This window comes from Mesorhizobium sp. P2_F5, assembly GCF_056403715.1.
In genome coordinates, this window is sequence record NZ_JBFUEY010000004.1 from 147891 (window position 1) to 171701 (window position 23811).

Annotated in this window: 21 protein-coding genes; 4 read left to right on the top strand and 17 right to left on the bottom strand. The window is 63.6% G+C overall.

The window, feature by feature from the left end:
• Positions 1-7 precede the first annotated feature (7 nt).
• Both AC1DYO_RS07310 and AC1DYO_RS07315 read right to left on the bottom strand, forming a co-directional pair.
• Positions 8-511 (bottom strand): CreA family protein, encoded by a 504-nt coding sequence (locus AC1DYO_RS07310; RefSeq protein WP_477261746.1) that lies wholly within the window; start codon positions 509-511, stop codon positions 8-10.
• Positions 512-574: 63 nt separating this feature from the next.
• A complete protein-coding gene (locus tag AC1DYO_RS07315) occupies positions 575-1081 on the bottom strand; it encodes a cytochrome b (protein ID WP_477261747.1) in 507 nt (168 codons plus the stop codon).
• 212 nt (positions 1082-1293) lie between these two features.
• Between AC1DYO_RS07315 and AC1DYO_RS07320 the strand changes: the two genes are divergently transcribed.
• The 3 genes from AC1DYO_RS07320 to AC1DYO_RS07330 all read left to right on the top strand — a co-directional run bounded on the left by AC1DYO_RS07320 (position 1294) and on the right by AC1DYO_RS07330 (position 4737).
• Entirely contained in the window at positions 1294-1872 is a 579-nt protein-coding gene (locus AC1DYO_RS07320) for an SCO family protein (RefSeq protein ID WP_477261749.1), read from the top strand.
• 64 nt (positions 1873-1936) lie between these two features.
• Entirely contained in the window at positions 1937-2809 is an 873-nt protein-coding gene (locus AC1DYO_RS07325) for a 50S ribosomal protein L11 methyltransferase (RefSeq protein ID WP_477261751.1), read from the top strand.
• 83 nt (positions 2810-2892) lie between these two features.
• Positions 2893-4737: an aminopeptidase P family protein gene (locus AC1DYO_RS07330; RefSeq protein ID WP_477261753.1), complete on the top strand. Its 1845-nt coding sequence runs from the start codon at positions 2893-2895 to the stop codon at positions 4735-4737.
• Here AC1DYO_RS07330 and AC1DYO_RS07335 read toward each other — a convergent pair.
• The 3 genes from AC1DYO_RS07335 to AC1DYO_RS07345 form a co-directional block, all read right to left on the bottom strand.
• Positions 4727-5623, bottom strand: a complete 897-nt coding sequence (locus AC1DYO_RS07335; RefSeq protein ID WP_181055770.1) for a LysR family transcriptional regulator — start codon at positions 5621-5623, stop codon at positions 4727-4729. The genes AC1DYO_RS07330 and AC1DYO_RS07335 overlap by 11 nt on opposite strands.
• Positions 5624-5979: 356 nt before the next feature.
• Complete coding sequence (locus AC1DYO_RS07340) at positions 5980-6276, bottom strand: AzlD family protein (RefSeq protein WP_477261755.1); 297 nt, start codon at positions 6274-6276, stop codon at positions 5980-5982.
• Complete coding sequence (locus AC1DYO_RS07345; RefSeq protein WP_477261757.1) at positions 6273-7001, bottom strand: AzlC family ABC transporter permease; 729 nt, start codon at positions 6999-7001, stop codon at positions 6273-6275. The genes AC1DYO_RS07340 and AC1DYO_RS07345 overlap by 4 nt, the downstream gene beginning before the upstream one ends.
• A 122-nt stretch (positions 7002-7123) precedes the next feature.
• Between AC1DYO_RS07345 and AC1DYO_RS07350 the strand changes: the two genes are divergently transcribed.
• Complete coding sequence (locus AC1DYO_RS07350; RefSeq protein WP_477261759.1) at positions 7124-7882, top strand: SDR family NAD(P)-dependent oxidoreductase; 759 nt, start codon at positions 7124-7126, stop codon at positions 7880-7882.
• A gap of 12 nt (positions 7883-7894) precedes the next feature.
• On the opposite strand, the gene AC1DYO_RS07355 is transcribed toward AC1DYO_RS07350, so the two are convergent.
• The 12 genes from AC1DYO_RS07355 to murG all read right to left on the bottom strand — a co-directional run bounded on the left by AC1DYO_RS07355 (position 7895) and on the right by murG (position 23810).
• Complete coding sequence (locus AC1DYO_RS07355) at positions 7895-8614, bottom strand: DUF2461 domain-containing protein (RefSeq protein ID WP_477261761.1); 720 nt, start codon at positions 8612-8614, stop codon at positions 7895-7897.
• Positions 8587-10791, bottom strand: coding sequence for an NAD-dependent DNA ligase LigA (ligA, locus tag AC1DYO_RS07360; RefSeq protein ID WP_477261763.1), 2205 nt, complete (start codon positions 10789-10791; stop codon positions 8587-8589). Before ligA ends, AC1DYO_RS07355 begins: the two co-directional genes overlap by 28 nt.
• Before the next feature lie 111 nt (positions 10792-10902).
• Positions 10903-12576, bottom strand: coding sequence for a DNA repair protein RecN (gene recN / locus AC1DYO_RS07365; protein WP_477261765.1), 1674 nt, complete (start codon positions 12574-12576; stop codon positions 10903-10905).
• Between the two features lie 189 nt (positions 12577-12765).
• On the bottom strand, positions 12766-13635 hold the full coding sequence (locus tag AC1DYO_RS07370) for an outer membrane protein assembly factor BamD (RefSeq protein WP_181055762.1): 870 nt from the start codon (positions 13633-13635) through the stop codon (positions 12766-12768).
• 263 nt (positions 13636-13898) lie between these two features.
• Positions 13899-14846: a UDP-3-O-acyl-N-acetylglucosamine deacetylase gene (lpxC, locus tag AC1DYO_RS07375; protein ID WP_477261767.1), complete on the bottom strand. Its 948-nt coding sequence runs from the start codon at positions 14844-14846 to the stop codon at positions 13899-13901.
• 274 nt (positions 14847-15120) lie between these two features.
• Positions 15121-16779 carry a cell division protein FtsZ gene (ftsZ, locus tag AC1DYO_RS07380; RefSeq protein WP_477261768.1) on the bottom strand — a complete coding sequence of 553 codons (1659 nt, stop codon included), beginning with the start codon at positions 16777-16779 and terminating at the stop codon, positions 15121-15123.
• Between the two features lie 66 nt (positions 16780-16845).
• On the bottom strand, positions 16846-18153 hold the full coding sequence (ftsA, locus tag AC1DYO_RS07385) for a cell division protein FtsA (RefSeq protein WP_477261770.1): 1308 nt from the start codon (positions 18151-18153) through the stop codon (positions 16846-16848).
• A complete protein-coding gene (locus AC1DYO_RS07390) occupies positions 18150-19091 on the bottom strand; it encodes a cell division protein FtsQ/DivIB (protein WP_477261772.1) in 942 nt (313 codons plus the stop codon). The genes ftsA and AC1DYO_RS07390 overlap by 4 nt, the downstream gene beginning before the upstream one ends.
• On the bottom strand, positions 19079-20005 hold the full coding sequence (locus AC1DYO_RS07395; protein WP_181055758.1) for a D-alanine--D-alanine ligase: 927 nt from the start codon (positions 20003-20005) through the stop codon (positions 19079-19081). The genes AC1DYO_RS07390 and AC1DYO_RS07395 overlap by 13 nt, the downstream gene beginning before the upstream one ends.
• A gap of 312 nt (positions 20006-20317) precedes the next feature.
• On the bottom strand, positions 20318-21283 hold the full coding sequence (gene murB, locus AC1DYO_RS07400) for a UDP-N-acetylmuramate dehydrogenase (protein WP_477261774.1): 966 nt from the start codon (positions 21281-21283) through the stop codon (positions 20318-20320).
• Positions 21280-22686: a UDP-N-acetylmuramate--L-alanine ligase gene (murC, locus tag AC1DYO_RS07405; protein ID WP_477261776.1), complete on the bottom strand. Its 1407-nt coding sequence runs from the start codon at positions 22684-22686 to the stop codon at positions 21280-21282. The genes murB and murC overlap by 4 nt, the downstream gene beginning before the upstream one ends.
• The gene (murG, locus tag AC1DYO_RS07410) at positions 22686-23810 is read right to left on the bottom strand and encodes an undecaprenyldiphospho-muramoylpentapeptide beta-N-acetylglucosaminyltransferase (RefSeq protein WP_477261778.1); all 1125 of its coding nucleotides are present in this window, start codon (positions 23808-23810) and stop codon (positions 22686-22688) included. Before murG ends, murC begins: the two co-directional genes overlap by 1 nt.
• Position 23811: the final 1 nt, after the last annotated feature.

Sequence of the window (23811 nt, forward strand, 5' to 3'; positions counted from 1 at the left end):
CCGGAGTCTATTTCGGCTGGCCGTTGGTCCACACCACGCTCTGGCCGAACAGCGGCACCGTGGTCACCGACATTTTCGCCGAGCCGTCCTGCACCTGGCGCGAATGCGAGAGGTAGATCAGCGTCTCGTTCTTCCTGTCGTAGATGCGGTTCACCACCTGCTTCTTCCAGATCAGGCTGATGCCTTGCTTGAACACCTCTTCGCCGCCCTCGCCCATGTCGATGTCGCCGATGGTGATCGGCCCGGTCTGGCGGCAGGAGATCGAGGAATCGGACGGATCCTCGAACCAGTTGCCTTTCTGCAGGCGGTCAACGACGCTGCGGTCGAAATAGGAGACATGGCAGGTCACGCCCTCGACCTTGGGGTCCTTGATCGCCTCGACGATGATGTCGTTGCCGACCCAGTCGACGCCGACCTTGCCGACCTCCTCTGCCGCGGCAGCACCGGCGCCAAGGACAATGCATGCGGCCAATGCGCCGCCGATCAGTTTTTGCCCAATCCGTCTTTGCAACGCAGCCTCCTCAGGTTCTGGTTTTGCCGATCACAGGTGGGACGAGCAGCCTGGCTTTGCAAGCTAGGCCTGCCGGAATGCCAGCATCCGCCGCAGCACATCGGTCTTGAAGACAAAATGCTGAAAGAGCGCGCCAGCAGTGTGCAGGAGCACAATATAGAGCAGGACATTCTGGCCCAGTACATGCACCTGGGCCGCCGCCGATACACCCAGGAACCAGGCGACCGCGCCGGCAAGCGGAACGATGAAGATAAGCGCGTAGATGACGAAATGCGTCGCTCTCGCCAGCAGTCTCAGGGCCGGACGCTCCATGCCCGAAACCGGCGGAACGCCGCGTGCGATCCTGAGCCAGAGCCGCCATGCGGCCAAAGTCAGAACCGTGAGGCCGATCACGACATGCATATAGGCCAGCGGCACGTCGCTGGGTGACACCTCCTGCCCCCTGCGAAACGCGCGCCAGACATGCTGCATGCCGTCAGGAGCGACAAACTGGACCAGGATCAGCGCCGCGATGCTCCAATGCAGCCAGACTTGGGTTTTTGAGTAGGAGGCTACAGGCGTGTCCGACATGGGCTGGTTCCATCGCAAGAGAGCAGACCGTCAAGATAGGTAGAGGTCCGAACCGGTCAAATTACGGTTTGGTAATTCCGACCACAGCTGAGGCAGCATCGAAAGCCAGTTGCGGCAACGCGACATCTTTGCGCGCACGGGATCAACCCGTTAAGACTGTTCGCCAAACGGCGCTGATCCGGCGCCCATCAAATCAAGACGGACACTTCCTGATGATGCGTTCAATCCTGGTCGGCATTCTCGTCCTGATGGCGGCCGGCATCGGCTGGCTCACCTTCGACTGGTACAAGGGCCATTATGGTGGCGAGCCGTATGGCGGCGCCTTCGCGCTGGTCGACCAGAAAGGCGAACCGATCACCGAAGCCGCCTTAAGGAGCGGCCATCCCAGCGTCGTCTTCTTCGGCTTCACCCATTGTCCGGAAGTCTGTCCGACCACGCTGTTTGAACTCGCCGGTTGGCTGAAGACCCTGGGCGACGACGGCAAGAACCTCAACGCCTATTTCGTTACTGTCGACCCCGAGCGCGACACGCCCGAGGTGATGAAAACCTATGTCGGTAATTTTTCCGACCGCATCGTCGGCATATCGGGCGATCCCGACAAGGTGCACGCGATGGCGAAGTCCTTCAGCATCTACTGGAAGAAGGTCGACACCGGTGACGGCGACTACACGATGGACCACACAGCCTCGGTGCTGCTGCTGAATGCCAAGGGCGAGTTTTCGGGCACCATTGCCTATGGCGAAAGCGCCGATACGGCGATCGCCAAGCTAAAGCGGCTGGCGGCAGGCTAAGCATGATCCCGAAAAGTGGAAACCGGTTTTCGGAAAAGATCATGCTCAAACAAGTGACCAGCTGATGGTGCAGACCAGACTCTATTTCACGGCCGGGAAGGTTGAGGCCGACAGCATCTTTGCCGCGTTCGAAGTCGCTTTCGAGGATGAAGGCCTGCCCTTCGCCGTGCTCGAAGTCGATGAGGACCGCGACATCTACGAGGTTTCGCTCTACGCCGACGGCGATGTCGACGCGGTCGAGGCAAGGCTGAAAGACAGCCTTGCCGGACTTTCCCTGTCGAAGCCGATCGAACGTGAGGTCTTGCCCGACATCGACTGGGTGGCGCGTTCGCTGGAAGGGCTGAAGCCGGTGCGCGCCGGGCGCTTCTTCGTCCATGGCGCGCATGACCGCCGGAAGCGCCATAGCGGCGAACTCGCCATCGAGATCGAGGCCGGCCTTGCCTTCGGCACTGGCCACCACGGCACCACCGCCGGCTGCCTCGAAATGCTGGAAAAAGTCGTGCGGCGCGAGCATCCCAGAAATGCTCTCGACCTCGGCACCGGCAGCGCGGTGCTGGCAATCGCCGTTGCCAAGCTGGCGCATATTCCGGTGCTGGCGACCGACATCGATCCGATCGCTGTCAGGGTCGCCGCCGCCAATGCTCGCCTCAACCACGTCAAGGCGCTGGTCGAAACGGTGACGGCCCCCGGCTTCCACCACCCGATCTTCGGCAAGCGCGCGCCTTTCGACCTCATCGTCGCCAACATCTTGGCGCGGCCGCTGATGCGGCTGGCGCCGGAAATGGCCAGGCACATCAGCCTCGGCGGCTCGATCGTGCTGTCCGGCATCCTCGATCGCCAGTGCAACGCGGTGATCTCGGCGTATGTCGGCCAGAATTTTCGGCATGTCAGGACCTTGCACCGCGAAGGCTGGGTGACGATCCACCTCAAGCACTAACTGGACCAATTCGCGCTCTCGAAAATCGATTCCGGTTTTTCGGGTCATGCGCTACGGTCGCTCGCAATACAGGAGGACCAGCCATGTTCCAGACCTTCGATTCCGCCGGCGATCCCAGCGTCGGCAAGCCGCGCGTGAAGCTGCTGCGGCGATGGCTGGCGGACAATGGCCTCGACGGTTTCCTGGTGCCCCGCGCCGACGAGCACCAGGGCGAATATGTCGCTGACCGCTCGGCGCGGCTGAAATGGCTGACCGGCTTCAGCGGTTCGGCCGGCGTCGCGCTGGTGCTGCGCGACCGCGCCTTCATGTTCGTCGATGGCCGCTATACCTTGCAGGTGCGCCACGAAGTCGATCTCGATATTTTCGCGATCGAAAGCCTCGTTGAAAACCCGCCGCCTGCCTGGATCAAGGACAATCTCGGCAAGGGCGCCAGGCTTGGCTTCGACCCCTGGCTGCACACGATCGCTGATGTCAAGGCGCTGAAAGCCTCGGCCGAACAATCCGGCGCGACGCTGGTGCCGCTCGAGAAAAACCCGATCGACATCATCTGGAAGGATCAGCCGGCACCGCCGGTGGCGCCGGTCGAGATCCACCCCATCGGCTTTGCCGGCGAACTAGCCAAGGACAAGCTAGCGCGGCTGGCGGCGGCAATCGGCAAGGACGGCGCGACGCATGCCGTGCTCACCGACCCCTCCTCGATCGCCTGGGCCTTCAACATCCGTGGCGGCGACGTGCCGCACACGCCGCTGGCGCTCGGCTTTGCGATCCTCGCAGCCGACGGCAAGCACCAGCTGTTCATGGACAGCCGAAAATTCTCGCGCACGGTCGCCGCCTATCTCACCCAGCTTGCCGACCTGCACGAGCCCGGCGAATTCGAGGCGGCGGTCGTTGCCCTTGCCAAGGGCGGCGCGAGGATCGCGCTTGACCCGGTGCTGGCGGCGGAAAAGCTCAGAATGCTGGTCGAGGACAATGGCGGCACCGTTGTCGCCGCCCCCGATCCCGCCCGCATTCCGCGTGCCACCAAGAACCAGGCCGAGATCGCCGGCAGCCGCGCCGCGCATCGCCGCGACGGGGCGGCGGTGGCAAAGCTCTTGTGCTGGCTGGAACGGCAGAAGCCCGGCTCGCTCGACGAAATAACCGTCGTCACCAAACTGGAAGAGATGCGCCGGCAGACCGGCGAGGAAACGCAGATGCCGCTGCGCGACGTCTCCTTCGACACCATTTCCGGCGCCGGACCGAACGGCGCCATCATGCACTACCGTGTGTCGCGCGCCACCAACCGCAAGCTGGCAAAGGGCGAGTTGTTCCTGCTCGATTCCGGCGCCCAGTATCAGGACGGCACCACCGACATCACCCGCACCGTGCCGATCGGCCAGCCGACCGAAGAGATGCGCGAGCGCTTCACCCTGGTGCTGAAGGGCATGATCGGCATTTCGACGCTGCGCTTCCCCGCCGGCACACGCGGTTCCGAAATCGACGCGGTGGCGCGCATGGCGCTGTGGAAGCATGGCTGCGACTTCGCCCATGGCACCGGCCACGGCGTTGGCTCCTATCTGGCCGTCCATGAAGGGCCGCAGCGCATTGCCCGCACCGGCACCGAAAAACTGCTCGCCGGCATGATGCTGTCCAACGAGCCCGGCTATTACAAGGAAGGCTCTTACGGCATCCGCATCGAGAACCTGATCCTGGTGACATCGGCCGAACCGGTCGAAGGCGGCGACATCGCCATGCACAGCTTCGAGACGCTGACGCTGGCGCCGATCGACGTCAGGCTGATACGCACCGACCTGTTGACGCGCGAGGAGTTGCACTGGCTGGATACTTACCACGCCTGGGTGCTGGCCGAGATCGGCCCGATGCTCGACGGCGAGACGCTGGCCTGGCTAGGAAAGGCCACCGCGCCATTGCCGCACGATCTCAAGCAGTAGTCGCGGCGGCAACCTTGCTTGGTATTGGGGAGCCTTGCTCCGCAAGCAGCTCCCGCAAAGCCTGGACGTTGGGAGAGCCAGCTCCCTTGCGCCAAAACAATACCGTCAGGGCACTGTCCTCGTCCGAAGGCAGTTCATGCACCTGCAGCCTGCCACTTTCAGGGAAGCCCTTGAGCACGCTTTTGGGCATCAGCGCTATGCCCATGCCAGCCGCCACGCAACCGAGCATCGCATGATATGAACCGAGCTCGACGATTTGCTCGGCCATGAAGCCTCGGCGCGCATACCATTCTTCCAGCCGCCTGCGATGTGGACAACCATGCTCGAAGGCTATCATGGTTTTGGGCATGTCGCTGCGGTCCTCAATCGAACCGCGCGATGCCGCCGACACAATGACCAACTCCTCGCAAAATGCAGCCTGCTTCTCGAACGGAGCGTCTGCGAGCGGCTCGGCCGCGAGCGCAGCGTCGAGTTCGCCGGCGAGCATGGCGGCCGCGAGAACCTGCGGGTTGCCGGTGCGCAGTTGGATCTCCACCTCGGGATAGCGTGCGTGGTACTCGGCGAGCAGGCCAGGAAGCCGAGCTGCGGCGGTGCTCTCCATGGCGCCAAGTCGCAGCTTACCGCGTGGGCGCGGATCGAGGACCGCCGTTCGCGCTTCCTCGGCAAGCGCCAGCAACCGGTCCGCATAGACAACCAACCTTCGGCCGGCTGCCGACACCTGCAGCCGCTTGCCTTCGCGGATAAACAGCCGTACGCCCAGATCCTCTTCAAGCTGCCGGATGCGAGTGGTCACGTTGGACTGCACACGAAACAGCTTTTCCGCTGCCTTGGTGATACCGCCCTCGCGCACCACCATGCGAAAGATGCGGAGGTCGGCCAAATCCATATATCTCTCCCGGAGAATAAAATGATCTTAATAATTCATTTTATCTGATGATCAACGGCGCGTAAATCGCCTGTTATTGACGCCGATTCGGGCGGTCAACCACGGGAGATGGAAATGTCACCTGAACCTCTCGGCCACTGGCCGATCGATCTTGGCGCATTGACTCCGATGCAGCGCGAGGCCCTTTACACCAACCTTGTGCGTCACGCCCATCAGGAGAGATCGGAGGCAAATCGGCTGAGCGCGGTGTGGATCGCTTCGATTTTCAAGAAGCGCCTGACAGGAATTATTGCCTCGATCACTACATGTGTCGGCGCTGCGTTAGTGAGCATACGTGGACTGACTAAGACAAAAAGTCAGCCGGCGAACTGCCGCGCCAGGATCAGCACCGCCGCACCGGCCAAAAACATCGCCATCAGGCCGCCGCGCAGCGACACAACAGCGGCTACCGCCAGCGCCGCCCACTCCGCCGGCCCGGCGCTGAGCGCGGCGGGAGCCACCAGCGTCGTCAGCACCGCCGCCGGCACGGCGTTCAGGCCCGCCTCGACGCGCGGATGGATGTGGTCGAAGCGCGAGATCACCAGGTGGCCGCCAACGCGCGTGAGATAGGTGGCGATCGCACCGGCAATGATGATCCAGAAGGTGGCACTCATCGCTTTGCCTCCACGCCGCTATGGTGGGGCGGCAGGATGACGGCCAGAAGCACGCCGGCAACGGCGCCGATGGAGACGTGCCAAGGCGAGCCGACCGTCTTGTAGGCGATGATCGACGCGGCGGCACTGGCAATCACCACCGGCAGCCACAAGGGCCGTTTGCGAAAACCCATGACCAAGCCGAGAAAATAGATAGGCAGCAGGAAATCGATGCCGAGCGCATGCGTGTCCGGGATGAGCTTGCCGAACACGGCGCCCAGGCCGCTCTCGATCACCCAGAACACATAGACCGGCAGTCCAAGCCCCATATACCAGACGAAGCCAACTGGACGGCCGGACTCTGCCCTGGCCTCGGCCACGGCGAACTGCGGATCGGTGAGCACGAAATAGCCCAGTGCCTGCTGGATAACCGGCCAATGCGCGATGCGTCGGCCGATGCTGGCGGAGTAGAGCACGTGACGGAAATTGACCGCGAAGATGGACAGCACGATCAGCCATGGCGCGACATGCTGGCCGAACAATTCGATGCCGACCATCTGGCTGGCGCCGCCGAAGATCAGCGCGCTCATCAAAGAAGCTTCGAGAACGGAGAAGCCATTGTCGACAGCAATGGCGCCGAACAGCAGCCCAAACGGCGCCGCGGCGACGACCACCGGCATCGACAGCCGCACGCCGTCCCAGAAATCGCTGGCTGCAGAATTTTCGCTTAAGGTCTCAGCTGACATCTCGCATTCCCAAATCGCGCTGATATGTAGGTTCGAGCGGCTAAAAAGTCAGACGAATTCGCTTGAGCCAACAGATCAGCGAAACTGATGTCACAGGTCGTGAAGCAAACGAGGGGGTTCAGATGATCGCTTATGATTTCACCGGCAGGCATGCGGTCGTCACCGGCGCTGGTGGCGGCATGGGTGAAGCCATCACCTTGGCGTTGCTTGATGCCGGCGGCTCGGTCACCGCCATCGACGTCAAGCCGCGTCCGGCATCGCTTGCCGCCTATGACGACCGGCTCACCTTCGCCCAGGGCGACCTCACCGACGCCGCCTTTGTTGAGCAGACCATCAACGCTGCGGGCCGCGAGCGCGGCGGCATCGACTATCTCGCCAATGTCGCAGGCGTGCTCTGGTTCGGCCGCGACAAGTCGGCCCTCGAGATGGATCTCGATGTCTGGGACCAGGTCTTCAACATCAATCTGAAGTCCTTCGTGCACACGGCGCGGGCGGTGGTTCCGCATATGCGCGCAGGCGGACGCGGCGGCGCCATGGTGCATTTCTCGACCATCCAGTGGTATCGCGGCGACCCGACCCCGCAGGATGCCTACCAGGCCTCCAAGGCTGGCGTCTGCGCGCTTTCGAAGTCGCTGGCCATGCAGTTGGCGAGCGACGGCATCCGCTCCAACTCGATCTGCCCGGGCATGGCGCTGACGCCGCTGCAGGCGCGCTGGGACACCGAGGAGAAGCGCGCTGCCGTTGCCAATTATGCGCCGCTCGGCCGCATCGGCACGCCGCAGGACATGGCCAACGCCGCGCTCTTCCTGCTCTCCGACGCAGCAAGTTATATCACCGGGATTGAACTGGCCGTCGACGGCGGCCTTTTGATGCGCATGTAGCCGTGCAGCGCGCTAGCTCCGCGGCGCCGTGCTTTGGATCGCCCTGCCCCAGTCGAGCAACGGCTTGGCGCGCAATGTGAAGTCGACGAGTTCGTCGACCAGCGCCGGCGCGTGGATGCCGGCCGGATCGATCATGTGCTGGACATAGAAGTGCCGGTTGCGGATGGCGTCGACAAGATCGGGTTCGTTGACCTGCTCGAAACCGCGCGGCGTGCGCTTCATGCGCCCTTCCGTTTCGAGTTCGAGGCCGTTTTTCTTCAGCGTTGAAAGCAGTTTTCGGAACTCGGCTGGCCGGGTGGTGATGGCCTTGCGCATTGCCAGCAGCAGCGGCGGCTCCGGGTTCCACCAGGCGACATCGGCAAAGCAGCGGTCGACCCCGACATAGACGAAGAACACGCCCTGCTCCATCTTGGTGCCGTCCGGCGACAGCATTGCCGACAAATGCTGGTTATAGGGCCGCTTGTCCTTGGCGAAGCGCACGTCGCGGTTGATGCGAAACAGCGATTTCTTGCGGTCGCCGCGCAAGCCCAGACCCGCCGCCGCAAAGCGCTCGGTCAGCGTCTCGACCAGATCGCAGAACGGCTCGTGCAGTTCGCTGTCGTAAAGCGCGCGGTTTTCCTGAAACCACTCGCGGCTCTGGTGGAAATCCAGCGCTTTCAGGAACGGGATGGCTTTTTGCCCAAACCCTTTGAACGCGCCGCCGGTCACGCCTTGCCGACCCGTTGCAGCCATGTGTCCTCGTCGATGACTTCGACGCCGAGTTCACTGGCAAGCTTCAGTTTGGAGCCCGCACCCGGCCCGGCCACCAACAGATCGGTTTTCGCCGACACCGAACCCGCCACCTTAGCGCCGAGCCGTTCGGCCATCGCCTTGGCTTCGGAGCGTGTCATCTTTTCCAGCGTGCCGGTGAAGACGATGGTCTTGCCGGCAACCTCGCTGTCGGCCGAAACGGTGACGATATAGGGCTTCGGCTTCACCTGCTCGAGCAACTTGTCGAGCACGTCGTCATTGCGCTCATTGCCGAAGAAATCGCGCAGTGCATCGATCACCGTGTCGCCGATGCCGTTGATCGAGGGGAAGACGCTGTGCGGATCTTCCGCCCTCGCCGTCTCCTTGCCGATACGGATCACCTCCTCGATGGTCGAGAACGTCTTGGCAAGCACGGCGGCCGTCGTTTCGCCGATGTGGCGGATGCCGAGCGCGAAGATGAAGCGGTCGAGTTCCGGCTCGCGGCGCGAATCGATTGCGGCGAACAGCTTGTCGAGGCCTTCATAATTGCGGTCCTCGACACCGCGCACATTCTTGCGCGCCTTGCCGGATGCCGCCTCGCGCTGCCTGGCCTGCTCCTCGCGCCGCTCGGCCAGCGCCCTGGTGACAGCCGGCCGGCGATCCCTGAGGGTAAAGATATCGGCGGCGGTCTTGACCAGTCCCGAATTGAAGAACAGGTCGATGTTTTCGGCGCCCAGGCCCTCAATGTCGAGCGCGCCGCGCGAGACGAAATGGCGTAGCCGTTCTACAGCCTGCGCCGCGCAGATCAGCTCGCCGGTGCAGCGCCGGCGGGAATCTTCCTTGCCGGTTTTCTCGTTGACCTCGCGCGTCGCCGGCGAGCCGCAGACCGGACAAATGTGCGGGAATTCGTAGGGCACGGCATCGCCCGGTCGCTTGTCGATGACGACGCTGACGATCTGCGGAATGACGTCGCCCGCCCGTTGTATGACAACCGTGTCACCGATGCGCACATCGATGCCGTCGCGGATCGGCAGGCCGTTGCTGTCGAAGCCCTTGATGTAATCCTCATTGTGCAGCGTGACGTTTTCGACCACCACGCCGCCGACCGTGACCGGCGCCAGCCGCGCCACCGGTGCCAGCGTGCCGGTGCGGCCGACCTGGATGTCGATCTTCTGCACCGTCGTCATCGCCTGTTCGGCCGGGAATTTGTGGGCGACCGCCCAGCGAGGTTCGCCGGTGACGAACCCCCAGCGACGCTGCAATTCCAGCTGGTCGACCTTGTAGACGACGCCATCGATGTCATAGCCGAGCGACGAGCGCAGCTCCTCGATCTTGTGATACTGCGCGATCAATTCCTCGACCGACTTCGCCCGCACCATCAGCGGGCTGACCTTGAACCCCCACTCGGCGAATTTCTGCACCGAACCGTACTGCGTCGGCGCCGGGTCCTCCGTTGTATAGCCCCAGGCATAGGCAAAAAACTTGAGGTTGCGGCTGGCGGTGACCGAGGCATCCTTCTGGCGCAGCGATCCGGCCGCCGTGTTGCGCGGATTGACATAGTCCTGGCCGCCGACCGCCGCCGAGCGCGCCTTCAGCGCCTCGAACTCGGCGTAGGTCATATAGACCTCGCCACGAATCTCGATGGTCTCGGGCCAGCCCGAGCCCTTCAGCTTGGCGGGGATGTCGGCGATGGTCCTGAGGTTGGCGGTGATGTCTTCGCCGACAGCGCCATCGCCGCGCGTAGCACCCTGCACGAACACGCCGCGTTCATAGCGCAGCGACGCCGACAGCCCGTCGATCTTCGGCTCGGCCGTAAACGCGATATCGAGATCCTTATCGCGGTCGAAGAAGCGGCGGCCACGGTCGATGAAATCGGTGACGTCCTCGTCGGTATAGGCCTTGGCGAGGCTGAGCATCGGCACCGCATGGCGGACCTTGGCAAAGCCTTCCGCCGGCGCGGCACCGACCCGCAGCGAGGGCGAATCCTCACGCACCAGACCGGGAAAGCGCTCCTCGATGGCAAGGTTGCGCCGCCGCAGTGCATCGTATTCGGCGTCCGTGATCGTCGGCGCATCCTCGGCATGGTAGCGCCGGTCATGGCCGGCGATCTCCTCGGCCAACCGCTGGAGCTCGTCCGCAGCTTCGCCTTCGCTCAACGATTCGACTGGTTTTTCAGACATGCGGCGGTCCCCGGATGGTGGCGCGACACCATAAATCAGGATTTCGGAAAAATCATTCCTGAACAGCGGGATGGAGCCATATCCTGACTCTGTCCGAAAGCCTGGCGACGACTAGGCTGCGGCGATGTTTTCGCGCAGCAGCCGTTCGGCGGCTGCGCGCGCTTCGTCGGTGATGGTGGCGCCGGCCAGCATGCGCGCGATCTCTTCCTGGCGCGCCGCCCTGTCCATCTCGGCAATGCCGGTGGCGACCTTGTCCGAGCCGCCGGATTTGGAAATCAGGAAATGCGTGGCCGCGCGCGCCGCCACTTGCGGCGCATGGGTGACCGACAGCACCTGCACCCGCTTCGACAGCCTGGCTAACCGCTGGCCGATTGCGTCGGCCACGGCGCCACCCACCCCGGTGTCGATCTCGTCGAAGACCAATGTCGGCGCCGAGCCGCGATCGGCCAGCGCCACCTTGAGCGCCAGCAAGAAGCGCGACAGCTCGCCACCGGACGCGACCTTCATCATCGGGCCGGGCCTGGTGCCGGGATTGGTGCGCACCCAGAACTCGACCTGGTCGATGCCCTCTTCCATGCGGTTTTCGCCATCGCTGGTCAGCCCGACAATGAACTCGGCCCGCTCGAGCTTCAGCGCCGGCAGTTCGGCCATGACAGCCTTGGTCAGCCCGACCGCCGCCGCATGGCGAAGCGAAGACAGCTGGGCCGCGGAGATGTCATAGGCCTCGCGCGCGGCAGCCGCCTGTTTCTCCAGGACATGCAGGCGCCCCTCGCCGGCATCGAGATCGGCGAGGTCGGCCGACATGGTGTCGCGCAGCTGCGCCAGATCGTCGACAGCGACGCTGTGCTTGCGTGACGCGGCGCGCAGCGAAAACAACCGCTCCTCCGCCTTCTCCAGCCGCTGCGGATCGTATTCGGTGGCGCGTAGCGCGGCCTCGACGCCCGATTGCGCGGCATCCAGCGACAGCATCGCCTCATCGAGCGACTTCACCACATCCTCGAGCAATCCAGGCGCTTCGCTCGCCTTGCGCTGCAGCCTTCTCAGCAGGCTGGCCAGTTGCGGCAGCGGCGAGGACGGGCCCGACAACACATCCTGCGCATCGTGTATTTCCGAGGCGATTTTTTCCGCCCGCATCATCGTGGCGCGCAGCTCCGCCAGTTGCGTTTCCTCGCCGGGCTGCGGATCGAGCTTGGCCAGTTCAGCGACCGATGCCCTGAGATAGTCGGCCTCGCGCGCCGCCGCCTCGACCTTGGCGCGGTGCCGGGCAAAGTCCTGCTCGCAGCCACGCCAGTAGCGCCACGCCTCGCCGGTCGCGCGGGCAGCACCGAGATGGCCGCCAAAACTGTCCAGCAATTCGCGATGCGCGCCAGGATCGACCAGAGCGCGCTCATCGTGCTGGCCGTGGATCTCGACCAGCGCATGGCCGATGTCGCGCATCAGGGTGACGCTCGACGGCTGGTCGTTGACGAAGACACGGGTGCGGCCATCCGCCGTCTGCAGCCGGCGCAGGATGATGTCGCCGTCGTCCTCGATGGCGTTTTCGGCCAGCAGAGCGCGCACCGGATGGTTGCGCGGCACGTCGAACACGGCGATGACCTGGCCCTGCGCCGCGCCATGGCGCACCAGCGAGGCGTCGCCGCGCGCGCCAAGCGCCAGCGACAGTGCGTCGAGCAGGATGGATTTGCCAGCGCCGGTTTCACCGGTCAGCACGGAAAGGCCGGGCTGGAAGTCGATATCCAGCTTCTCGATCAGGACGATATCGCGGATCGACAGTCTGGAAAGCATCAGAACCCGAACCTATCGCATGTCGCCCCAAAGCGGACCGGTTTGGGACAACGGCATGCACAAAACAAGAGACTAAGGCGCGACGCGCTTCAATGCGGCATGCGACCGGTGGAGTCGCAGCGCCGCACTATCTTTTTGTTTGAGCGTCGGATCAATCCGAAAAGCGCTGTGATCGCTTCAGTCGAGGCGTCAGGCGCCGGTGATCAGCTTTCCGGCCTTGGATATCCACGATCCGGCATTCTCGCGCGGCTCAAGCCCGTTGCTCTGCAACAGCTTGTAGGAATCCTTGTACCACTGGCTGTCAGGATAGTTGGTGCCGAGCACGGCCGCGGCGGTCTGCGCTTCCGAGGTCAGGCCCATCGCGTAGTAGCTTTCGGTCAGGCGCGCCAGCGCCTCTTCGACGTGGCGGGTGTTGGAATAGTTCTCGACCACGTTGCGGAAGCGCTTGACGGCGGCGATGTATTCGCGCCGCTCAAGATAGTAGCGGCCGATCTGCATCTCCTTGCCGGCCAGCTGGTCGTTGGCGAAGCGGATCTTTTCCTTGGCGTCGTCGACATATTCCGAAGTCGGCCAGCGCGTCACCAGATCCTGCATCGTCTGCACGGTCTGGCGTGCTTCCTTCTGGTCCTGGGTCACGTCCTTGATCTGGCGGTAGTAGCTCAGGCCAATGATGTACTGCGCGTAAGCGGCGTCGTCGGTCGACGGATAGAGCGTGAGATAGCGCTTGGCCGAGCCGATTGCCTCGTCATAGTGGCCGGCGCGGTAGTCGGCGAAGGCACCCATCACCATCGATTTGCGGGCGAATTCTGAATACGGATGTTGGCGGTCGACGGCGTCGAATTTCTTGCTCGCCTCATCCAGGCGGCCGGCATTGAGATTGGCAAGGCCTTGATTGTAAAGGACGTCGGCCGGTTCGGTCTGGTCGACATAGGTCGACAAATCGACGTCTTTCTCTGACGACATGCAGGCCGAGAGGAACAGCGATGGCACAACCACCGAAAGCGCCAGGAAAACAGCCCGATACGGCGCTTTCGATTGACCAACTCGCTTGAAGAACATGATTGGATTCCGCCCTTTCGGCGTTATTTCAATGCCTTTCGCATGGCGTTCCCTCAAAACTGGTCCCCACTTTTGAGCGACATGCACCTAACAGACGGCAGCAGCCATAAACCATAACTGCCTTGCCCAGCAACGCTATGTCTAGGCAATCGCACATTTTTGTGGCGGCTTCGCGTTGCCCCGAAAGCTATGCGCTTTCACCGGCCAGTGATGCATCCATGCAACACCAGCCAGCGCTCAGAAAGCCAGAAAATCGTTAAGAATCAGATCACCCAGGGCGCAAAGACAGGCCCGGTGACGGCGCTCATCTCGGCGGTGCGGCCGCGCTCGCGGCGCGTCGTCTCGACAACCTCGAAGGCCGAACGGTCGGACAGCAGGCGCCGCAACGCCGCGGCGTTCATCCGGTGACCACCGCGATAGGAGCGGAAGCAGCCGATGAAACGGGCTCCGGCCAGCGCCAGATCGCCCATCGCGTCCATCGTCTTGTGGCGGGCGAATTCATTGGGATAGCGCAGGCCGCCCATATTGATCACCCGGTTGTCGTCGCCGATCACCAGCGAGTTCTCCAGCGAGGAACCCAGCGCATAGCCGGCCGCCCACAGCCGCTCGACATCCTTCATGAAACCGAAGGTGCGGGCGCGTGCAATGTCCTGGCGGAACACGTCGGGGTTGATGTCGGAGGCAAACAGCTGACGGCCGATTGCCGGGCTTTCGAAATCGATCTCGACCTCGAAGCGGGTACCACTATAGGGCCTGAATTCCGCCCAGGAGGCGCCGTTCTCGATGCGGACCGGCTTGACCACCCTGATATAGCGGCGCTTGACCGCCAGCGTCTCGATGCCGGCCTGGTCGATGGCTTCCACGAACGCCACGGCACTGCCGTCGAGGATCGGAACCTCGTGGCCGTCGATCTCGATGACGATGTTGTCGATGCCGAGCCCGAAAAGCGTCGCCATCAGATGTTCGACGGTGGCAATATGTTCGCCTGCCGGGTCGCCGAGCATGGTGCAGAGGTCGGTCGCGCCGACTTCGGCAACCAGCGCGCGGAATTCGCGGCTCTCGCTTCCATTGGAGAGGTGAAACACAACGCCGGTGTCGGCGTCCGCGGGGAGGAAATTGACAGTGACCGGTTTGCCGCTATGAACGCCGGTACCCGTCAGCGTCGCACGCGATCGAAGTGTCGTCTGGTAGTCCTGCAAGACAAACCCCATAGCCCATAACGCCAGTGTCCGCTCAATAGCCCCAAAGGGCGCGGCTCTTGATATCGGCAGGCAGGGCCAACTCCCCGAATCCCAGCACACCGAAAGTGCTGCGGCAAAGATAGTGGTCCGTCAGGGAGACTCCAAATCACGGTTTCTTACTCTGTGTAACCGCGACAGGCTGTGAGCGTCACATCGTAACGCCTTGTTATTAAATAACTTTAAGTGTTAACAGGCAAACGATCTCTCGCCTGCCTGTTAACAAGTGTTACATACCGTTAACGGCTCAGTTGGCCTGACGGCGCAGGAAAGCCGGGATCTCCAGCTGGTCGTCTTCCTGGGTTGACCTGGTCTGCGGCGTCAACCGGCCCTGATCGTCGAGCTGGCCGCGGCGCGGTGCGTAAAGCTGCGGATCCTGGCTGGCAAGGCGGCGCATTTCCGGTGCCGCCTGGCGCAGTTTCGGTTCGCGCGGCTGCGCCGGCTGCAGCCGGGCCGGCTCTTCCTCGCGGCGCGTCAGACCGTTGGTCAGCCGCTTGAGCAGCCCCATCGGCCCGCTGTTTTCATGGTCGGTCGGACGGCCCTTGGCTTCCACCTCGGCCTTCACCACCGGCGGAAAGTCCTCCACCCTCGGCATGCGCTGCGGTGCGGCAGCCACCGGCTGTGGCATTTCCCGGAGCGGCGCCGGCTGCATCACCTGCTGCACGACAGGCTGCGGCTGGGCAGGCGGGGCCTGGAAGATCTTGCTCTGCGGACGGAAATCGTCCGCCTGGGCCATAGGCACCGGACGAGCCTGCGCCATGGCAGCGGCGTTGGCTTCGGCAAGCTGGATCGCCTCGGCGACCGGATCGGCCGCGCGCTGCTCATAGGTCTGCTGGACCGGCGCTGGCCGGCCTTCCGCGACCGGAGCCGGACGGCTGACCGGCTTTTGCTGCGGCGGCATGGCGCGGATCGAGATCGGCGCCGCGGCGATTTCGGCCGCCGTCTTGTCGATGCCGGTGGCGACCACGGAGACGCGGATGACGCCTTCGAGTTCCTCGTCGAAGGTAGCGCCCAGGATGATGTTGGCATCCTGGTCGACTTCTTCGCGGATACGGGTCGCCGCTTCGTCGACTTCGAACAGCGTCAGGTCGCGCCCGCCGGTGATCGAGATCAGCAGGCCCTTGGCGCCGCGCATTGTCGTTTCGTCGAGCAGCGGGTTGGCGATCGCAGCCTCGGCGGCGGCCATTGCACGGCCTTCGCCCGAAGCTTCGCCGGTGCCCATCATCGCCTTGCCCATCTCGCGCATCACCGAACGCACGTCGGCGAAGTCGAGGTTGATCAGGCCTTCCTTGACCATCAGGTCGGTGATGCAGGCGACACCGGAGTAGAGCACCTGGTCGGCCATGGCGAAGGCATCGGCGAAGGTGGTCTTGTCATTGGCCAGCCGGAACAGGTTCTGGTTGGGGATGACGATGAGGGTATCGACGCATTTCTGCAATTCCTCGATGCCCATATCCGCCGTCTTCATGCGGCGCTGGCCTTCGAAATGGAACGGCTTGGTGACGACGCCGACGGTGAGGATGCCCTTTTCGCGTGCCGCGCGGGCAACGACCGGGGCAGCACCGGTGCCGGTGCCGCCGCCCATGCCGGCGGTGACGAAGCACATATGGGTGTTGGAGAGGTGATCGATAATCTCATCGATGCACTCCTCCGCCGCCGCGCGCCCAACCTCCGGCTGCGAGCCCGCGCCGAGGCCTTCGGTGACATGCGCGCCGAGCTGGATCAGCCTGTCGGCCTTCGACATGGTCAGCGCCTGCGCGTCGGTGTTGGCCACCACGAACTCAACGCCGCGCAAGCCGGCGGTGATCATGTTGTTGACGGCATTGCCGCCGCCGCCGCCGACACCGAACACGGTGATCCGCGGCTTGAGCTCGGTGATGTCCGGCTTTTGCAGATTGATGGTCATTGTCTCCGTCCTTTGCCTTTCCCGCCGCTTCGCCGCCGCGGCCGCCTATGGGGCTGTCCCCGTCAATTAGAAACTGTCTCTCAACCACTGACTCATGCGATGCAGTTTTCCGCCCGTTCCGGTCATCCTGAGACCGGAAATTCCTTTCGCCGGATGGCTCTCGAAGCTCGCCATCTGCGGATAGATCAGCAGTCCGACCGCCGTCGAGAAAGCCGGCCCCTTGGCGGCTTCCGGCAGGCCGGCCACGCCGAGCGGACGGCCGATGCGCACATTGCGTCCCAGAATCCGGCGCGCCGCTTCCGGCAGGCCGGCAAGCTGGCTGGCGCCGCCGGTCAGAACGACGCGTTTTCCCACGGCATTGCCGTAGCCGGACTTGTTCAGCCGGTCGCGCAGAAGCTCCAGCGTCTCATCGATGCGGGCACGGATGATGCGCGTCATCACCGAGCGCGGGATCTGCAGCGGCATCTCGCCGTCCTCACCGATCGGCTGGATCGAGACCAGGTCGCGATCGTCGGCACTGCCGGGCAGCGCCGAACCATGCATGACCTTCAGCCGTTCGGCGGCGTCGAGCGACGTCGACAGGCCCTTGGCCATATCCAGCGTCACGTGATTGCCGCCGATGGCGATGGCGTCGCCATGGACGAACTTGCCTTCCGAAAACACCGAGATCGTCGTCGTGCCGCCGCCCATGTCGATGCAGGCCGCACCCATTTCGAGCTCGTCGTCGACAAGCGCTGCAAGCCCGCTGGCATAGGGCGTCGCCACCATGCGCTCGACCGACAGATGCGAGCGGTTGATGCAGAGTTCGAGATTGCGCAGCGGTGCGGCGTCACCGGTCAGCACGTGCATGTCGACGCCGAGTTGGTCGCCGACCATGCCGCGCGGATCGCGCACGCCGCGTTCGGCGTCGAGCGAAAAGCCAACCGGTAGGGAATGGATCACGTCGCGCTCGGCCTTGAGCGCTTGCTTGGCGCCGGCGGCAAGCACGCGCTTGATGTCGGCCTCGTCGGCCTGATGGCCACCGAGGTTGATGGTGGCCGAGTAGGTTTCGCTCTTCAGCCGGCCGGCCGTCATGTTGACGATCAACGAGTCCACCGTCAGTCCCGCCATGCGCTCGGCGGCGTCGACGGACAGGCGTATGGCGTGCTCGGCGCGGTCGAGATCGACGACCACGCCCGACTTCACGCCCTGCGACTTCTGATGGCCGATGCCGATCACCTGGATGCGATGCGAACGGCCACGCAACAGCTTGCCGTCCTCGCGCGGCTTCAGTTTCGCCACCACGCAGCAGACTTTGCTCGACCCGACATCCAGCACGGTGAGCGTGCCGGAACGGCGCGAAGAGGCATCGCTGTTGCCGCCAAGCCAGCTCATATCTTCGTCCCCGACTTGCGCTTCAGATTTTGCGGCTTTTCATTGAGCGCGGCCTGGCGCTGCGTCGCCGCTTCCGGCGTCAGCTGCACGACAAGACGGTCGGAGATGCGCATGTCGACGGCAGCGATATCGCGTGTCAGAAGACCGTTGTCATGATCCATGCGGACCAGATCGGCAATCGCCTGATCTTCGCCGTCCTCCGGCAGCTTCACCGTGATGCCGTTTTCCAGCTTCAGGTCCCAACGCCGTTCGCCGATGCGGATATAGCCTTTGACCCGCGCCGCGAGCTCGGGAAATTTCTTGATCTTGGCCACGAAGTCGGGCGCCTTGGCCGGCGCGCCGGTGCCTATGATCAGCGGCAGCAAGGCCTGCTTGCCGCCCGAGAACGGCGCGATCACCGCGCCGGAGCGCTCGATGACCGAAAGCTCCGAACCCTGCTGCCAGAGCGCGAACGGCTCGCGCTCCTCGACGCGAACTTCCAGCGTATGCGGATAGACCTTGCGCACCGCCGCCACTTCGACCCAGGGCAGCGTGTCGATACGTTCACGCGCTGCCTCGGCATCGAAGCCGATCAGCGACGTCCAGCCATCGAGCTCAAGCCGGTCCAGTATGTCGATCTCCGAGGTCTGGCGGTTGCCGACCACCTTGATCTGGTCAACGGCAAAGCCGGTGCGGGCGGTGATGCCCTGGACGATGTCGTCGGCATGGCCGCCGAGAATGGCGCCATAGAGGCTGCTCGATGCAATGAGCGAAGCGGACAGGATGGCCGCGGAAAAGCGCGGCGCGACGAAGTCGCCGCCACCCAGGCGCGCCAGCACGCGCACCGGCCGGCGCAGCACGCGCGGCAGCACGAAATGGTCGAATGACAACGGCATGCCGAACAGCACCGGCCCGGCGCCGCCCCTGCCCTTGTCCTGTCCCCATTTCAACGCAGACACGAAGCGTCCTCCACCATCCAACTCAACAGATCGCCGAATGAATGCCCCGCTTGGGCGGCGATTTCAGGCACCAAGGACGTCGGCGTCATGCCGGGCTGAGTGTTGATCTCGAGCCAGACAATTTCGCCGTTTTCGGAGTGACGATCGTCATAGCGGAAGTCCGACCGGGAAACGCCCCGACAGCCGATGGCCAGATGTGCCTTGAGCGCCAGTGTCTGTATTTTTTGGTAAATATTCGGTGAAATTTTAGCAGGGATTTCGTGTTTTGATCCGCCGGCGACGTATTTTGAATCGTAGTCGTAGAAGGAATGGCCGGTCGGAATGATCTCGCAGACGCCAAGGGCCACATCACCCATGACGGCGCAGGTCAGCTCGCGGCCATGGATGTAGCGCTCGACCATGACGGTCTCGCCGTATTTCCACTCGGACGAACCGATGACCTGCGGCGGATGCGACTGACCTTCATGCACAATGACGACGCCRAAGCTCGAGCCTTCATTGACCGGCTTGACCACATAGGGTGGCTTCATCGGGTGCTTGTTCTGGATGGCGAAGCGGCTGGCAACCTTCGATTCCGCCACCGCAATGCCGGCAGCCTTGGCAACCTTCTTGGCCTGCTCCTTGTTCATGGCGAGCGCCGAGGCGAGCACGCCCGAATGGGTGTAGGGAATGGCGAGATATTCGAGGATGCCCTGGATAGTGCCGTCTTCACCGAACGGGCCGTGCAGCGCGTTGAAGACGACATCGGGCTTGAGTTCCGCGAGCACGGCGCCGACATCACGCGCAACATCGACGCGGGTAACCTGGTAGCCTTCATTCTCAAGCGCATCCGCACACGCCTTTCCCGAAGACAGAGACACGGGCCGCTCCGACGAGAATCCGCCCAGGAGGACAGCCACATGCTTGTTCTTCATTTCCCGTCATCCCCTCTCACGGCGGGCCCGCAACCACGCATTCAGCGGCCAGATTGAGTCCGAGTCTCCCGGCAGGTTGCCCCCCAGACGGAAAACGCGGTCGACGCGTCGAACGACTCAAATCAGGAAACGCTTTAGGGCAGAGAATCAGAGAGTTGATTCGCTGGCAAGTGCTTATGATTCCGACAGATTCACTTTCCGCGAAAACGGCGGCAAAAAGCACGCTGTGAGTCTTTCGAGCAACGGTCGCGCTGTTGTTTCAGACCGTTTGAAGTTCAAGCATCACATTAACTTCAGCATGCGCCAAGATGCCTAGAGCAGCTGCCCGAGGAATTCCTGCACGGCATGGCCGGGGCGGAAATTGCCGAGGCGCTTGATTTCCCACTGCAGCCGGATGCCGGAATTTTCAAGCACACGGGCGCGCACCGTCTCGCCGAGATATTCGAGATCGTAGCCGGTCGCGGTTCCGGTGTTGATCATAAAGTTGCAGTGCATCGGCGACATCTGCGCGCCGCCGATCATCAACCCGCGGCAGCCTGCCTTGTCGATCTCTTTCCAGGCCGAGGTGCCTTCCGGATTCTTGAAGGTCGAGCCACCCGTCTTCTCGCGGATCGGCTGCACCGTCTCGCGATGCGTCTGGACGGCGTCCATGGCCGCCTTGATCGCCGCCTTGTCTTCCAAAGCACCTTCGAAAATGGCGGAGGTGAAGATCAACCCGGCAGGTGCGGCCGAATGGCGATAGGCATAGCCCATGTCTTGACTACTGAGTGTATGGAGATTGCCCTTGCGGTCGAGCGCCCGCACCTCGACGACGCGCTCGCGCGTCTCGACGCCATTGGCGCCGGCATTCATCCTGAGCGCCCCACCGATGGCGCCGGGAATGCCGTGATAGAAATGAAAGCCGCCAATGCCGGCCTCATAGGCAACGGCAGCAACGCGCTTGTCTGGCGTCGCCGCACCCGCCTTGACGCGGATCGGCGAAACCACCTCGGCCTCGCCAAAGCCCTTGGCCGAAAGCCTGATGACGAAACCCGGAATACCGCCGTCGCGCACCAGAAGGTTGGAGCCGACCCCGACGATAGTCAGCGGGATCTCTTCCGGCACCGCGCGCAGGAACGCCGCCAAATCCTCCTCGTCGGCGGGCTGGAACAGCACCTCGGCCAACCCTCCGGCGCGGAACCAGGTGATCTTGTCCATCTCGGCGTTGGGCGTCAGCCGTCCGCGCAGGCCGGCAAGCCGGTCGCCAAGTTTGTCGAGCAGGTCCTGGCCGCGCATCACGAGACCGCACCGCTGAGTTCTTTGGGCAGCGCATAGGCCCATTGGGTGATGTTGCCGGCGCCGAGGAAGATGACGAAGTCGCCCGGCTTGGCCAACTCGCGAATGGCGGGGGCGATGGCCACCGCACCGTCGATATAACGCGCATCGCGGTGACCGCCGGAGCGGATGCGCGACACCAGCGCCTCCGAGGTCACACCATCGATCGGCTCCTCGCCCGCCGCATAGACCGGCGCCAGCATCACCGTGTCGGCATCGTTGAAGCAGACCGAGAATTCGTCGAACAGATCGTGCAGTCGGCTAAAGCGGTGCGGTTGCGCGATGGCAATGACGCGGCCCTTGGTGGCGCTGCGCGCCGCCTTCAGCACCGCTGTGATCTCGACCGGGTGATGGCCGTAATCGTCGAAGATTTCGACACCATTCCACGAGCCGGTGTGGGTGAAGCGCCGCTTGACGCCGGCAAAGGACGACAGTCCCTTCTTGATCGCCTCAGCCGACAGGCCGAGTTCATGCGCGACCGCGATCGCCGCGGTCGCGTTGGAGACGTTGTGGCGGCCGGGCATCGGCAGACGCAGATCCGATATCGTCGTCTGGCTGCCGGTCTTGCGGTCGCGGATCACCACGTCGAATTCGCTTGCCGCACCGGCCATGCGATGGTTGGTGAAGCGCACATCGGCCTGGGCATTCTCGCCATAGGTGATGACGCGGCGGTCCTCGATGCGGCTGACCAGCGCCTGCACCTCCGGATGGTCGGTGCACATCACGCCAAAGCCGTAGAACGGCACGTTCTCGACGAACTGGCGAAAAGCCTCGCGCACCTTGTCGAAGCTCCCGTAATGGTCGAGATGCTCCGGATCGATGTTGGTGACGACGGCGATTTCGGCCGGCAGCTTGAGAAAGGTGCCGTCGCTTTCGTCGGCCTCGACGACCATCCATTCGCCGTCGCCCATGCGCGCATTGGTGCCATAGGCATTGATGATGCCGCCATTGATCACGGTCGGGTCGAGCCCGCCGGCATCGAGCAGCGTCGCTACCATCGAAGTTGTCGTCGTCTTGCCATGGGTGCCGCCGATGGCGACGGCCTGACGGAAGCGCATCAATTCGGCCAGCATCTCGGCGCGGCGCACGATCGGCAGCAGCTTTTCGCGCGCCGCCTTCAGCTCCGGATTGGTCTTCTTGATCGCAGTCGACACGACCACCACTTCGGCAGCGCCGATATTCTCGGCTTTGTGGCCGACGAAGCATTCGATGCCCTTGTCGCGCAGCCGCTGCACATTGGCGCTATCAGCCTGGTCTGAACCCTGCACCTTATAGCCGAGATTGTGTAGCACCTCGGCGATGCCGCTCATGCCGATGCCGCCAATGCCAATGAAATGCACCAGGCCGATGGTCTCCGGCATCTTCATCAATGCGTCCCTTTCCTGAAATCCGAAACGGTTTTTCTGGACGCAATAGCCTCTGTGAGATCGGCGAGCAACCGTGCAGCGTCCGGCCGGCCGGCTGACTTTGCGCCGGCAGCCATGGCCGCCAGCCGCTCGGGATTGTCCATCAGACCGCCAATGAGGGCTGCGATGCGCTCCGGCGACAGCGACGATTGCGGATGCACCTCGCCCCCGCCGGCGGCGGCAAGGGCCGCCGCGTTCGCCGCCTGGTCGTGGTCCAGCGCATAGGGATAAGGCACCAGCAGCGCCGGCCGGCCGATGACGGCGATTTCGGAGACCGTCGAGGCGCCGGAGCGCGAGATCACCAGATGCGCCGTCGCCATGCGCTGCGCCATGTCGGTGAAGAAGGGCGAGACCTCGACATGGACGCCAAGTGCCGCATAGCCAGCCTTCACCCGCGCCACGTCGTCGGCACGGGCCTGCTGGGTGATCACCAGCCGCTTGCGTTGCGCCTCCGGCAGCAAGCCGATCGCCGCCGGCATGGCATCGGAAAAGAACTGTGCACCCTGGCTGCCGCCGAACACCAGCAGCCTGAACGGCTCCTCGCCTTGCGATGCCACATAGGGCGTCTTTGCCGCCTCCAGGATCGGCGGCCTGACCGGATTGCCTGTTGTCACCGTCTTGGCGCCGACGGCACTTTCATCTTGCGGCAGGAAGCCGCCGGCAATGGCGTCGACGCGGCCGGACAGCGCCCGGTTGGCGCGGCCCATCACCGCATTCTGCTCATGGATCAGCGTCGGCACCTTGCGCCGTGTCGCGGCATAAAGCGGCGGCAAGGTCGGATAGCCGCCGAAGCCGACAACCGCATCCGGCTTGATCCTGGCGATCACGGCGGAAGCCTGCCGCACACCGCGCCAGATCTTCCAGAACGCGCCAACCAAGGCGACAGGGTTTTTCGAGCCCATCGTCGCCGACTGGATCGGATGGATGGCGGCGGCCGGGAAATGGCCGGCAAAGCGCTCGGCGCGGTCATCCGTCGCCAGATGCACGCTCCAGCCGCGCTCGATCAGCTCATGCGCCAGCGCCTCGGCCGGAAACAGATGTCCACCGGTTCCGCCCGCCGCGAGAAGAATGACACCCCGCGCCATA

What these genes read in the sequence shown, in the direction of transcription:
- AC1DYO_RS07315 (WP_477261747.1), bottom strand. Translation starts at nt 1,081, where the DNA reads ATGTCGGACACGCCTGTAGCCTCCTACTCAAAAACCCAAGTCTGGCTG.
- AC1DYO_RS07320 (WP_477261749.1), top strand. Translation starts at nt 1,294, where the DNA reads ATGATGCGTTCAATCCTGGTCGGCATTCTCGTCCTGATGGCGGCCGGC.
- AC1DYO_RS07325 (WP_477261751.1), top strand. Translation starts at nt 1,937, where the DNA reads ATGGTGCAGACCAGACTCTATTTCACGGCCGGGAAGGTTGAGGCCGAC.
- AC1DYO_RS07330 (WP_477261753.1), top strand. Translation starts at nt 2,893, where the DNA reads ATGTTCCAGACCTTCGATTCCGCCGGCGATCCCAGCGTCGGCAAGCCG.
- AC1DYO_RS07335 (WP_181055770.1), bottom strand. Translation starts at nt 5,623, where the DNA reads ATGGATTTGGCCGACCTCCGCATCTTTCGCATGGTGGTGCGCGAGGGC.
- AC1DYO_RS07340 (WP_477261755.1), bottom strand. Translation starts at nt 6,276, where the DNA reads ATGAGTGCCACCTTCTGGATCATCATTGCCGGTGCGATCGCCACCTAT.
- AC1DYO_RS07345 (WP_477261757.1), bottom strand. Translation starts at nt 7,001, where the DNA reads ATGTCAGCTGAGACCTTAAGCGAAAATTCTGCAGCCAGCGATTTCTGG.
- AC1DYO_RS07350 (WP_477261759.1), top strand. Translation starts at nt 7,124, where the DNA reads ATGATCGCTTATGATTTCACCGGCAGGCATGCGGTCGTCACCGGCGCT.
- AC1DYO_RS07355 (WP_477261761.1), bottom strand. Translation starts at nt 8,614, where the DNA reads ATGGCTGCAACGGGTCGGCAAGGCGTGACCGGCGGCGCGTTCAAAGGG.
- ligA (WP_477261763.1), bottom strand. Translation starts at nt 10,791, where the DNA reads ATGTCTGAAAAACCAGTCGAATCGTTGAGCGAAGGCGAAGCTGCGGAC.
- recN (WP_477261765.1), bottom strand. Translation starts at nt 12,576, where the DNA reads ATGCTTTCCAGACTGTCGATCCGCGATATCGTCCTGATCGAGAAGCTG.
- AC1DYO_RS07370 (WP_181055762.1), bottom strand. Translation starts at nt 13,635, where the DNA reads ATGTTCTTCAAGCGAGTTGGTCAATCGAAAGCGCCGTATCGGGCTGTT.
- lpxC (WP_477261767.1), bottom strand. Translation starts at nt 14,846, where the DNA reads ATGGGGTTTGTCTTGCAGGACTACCAGACGACACTTCGATCGCGTGCG.
- ftsZ (WP_477261768.1), bottom strand. Translation starts at nt 16,779, where the DNA reads ATGACCATCAATCTGCAAAAGCCGGACATCACCGAGCTCAAGCCGCGG.
- ftsA (WP_477261770.1), bottom strand. Translation starts at nt 18,153, where the DNA reads ATGAGCTGGCTTGGCGGCAACAGCGATGCCTCTTCGCGCCGTTCCGGC.
- murC (WP_477261776.1), bottom strand. Translation starts at nt 22,686, where the DNA reads ATGAAGATGCCGGAGACCATCGGCCTGGTGCATTTCATTGGCATTGGC.
- murG (WP_477261778.1), bottom strand. Translation starts at nt 23,810, where the DNA reads ATGGCGCGGGGTGTCATTCTTCTCGCGGCGGGCGGAACCGGTGGACAT.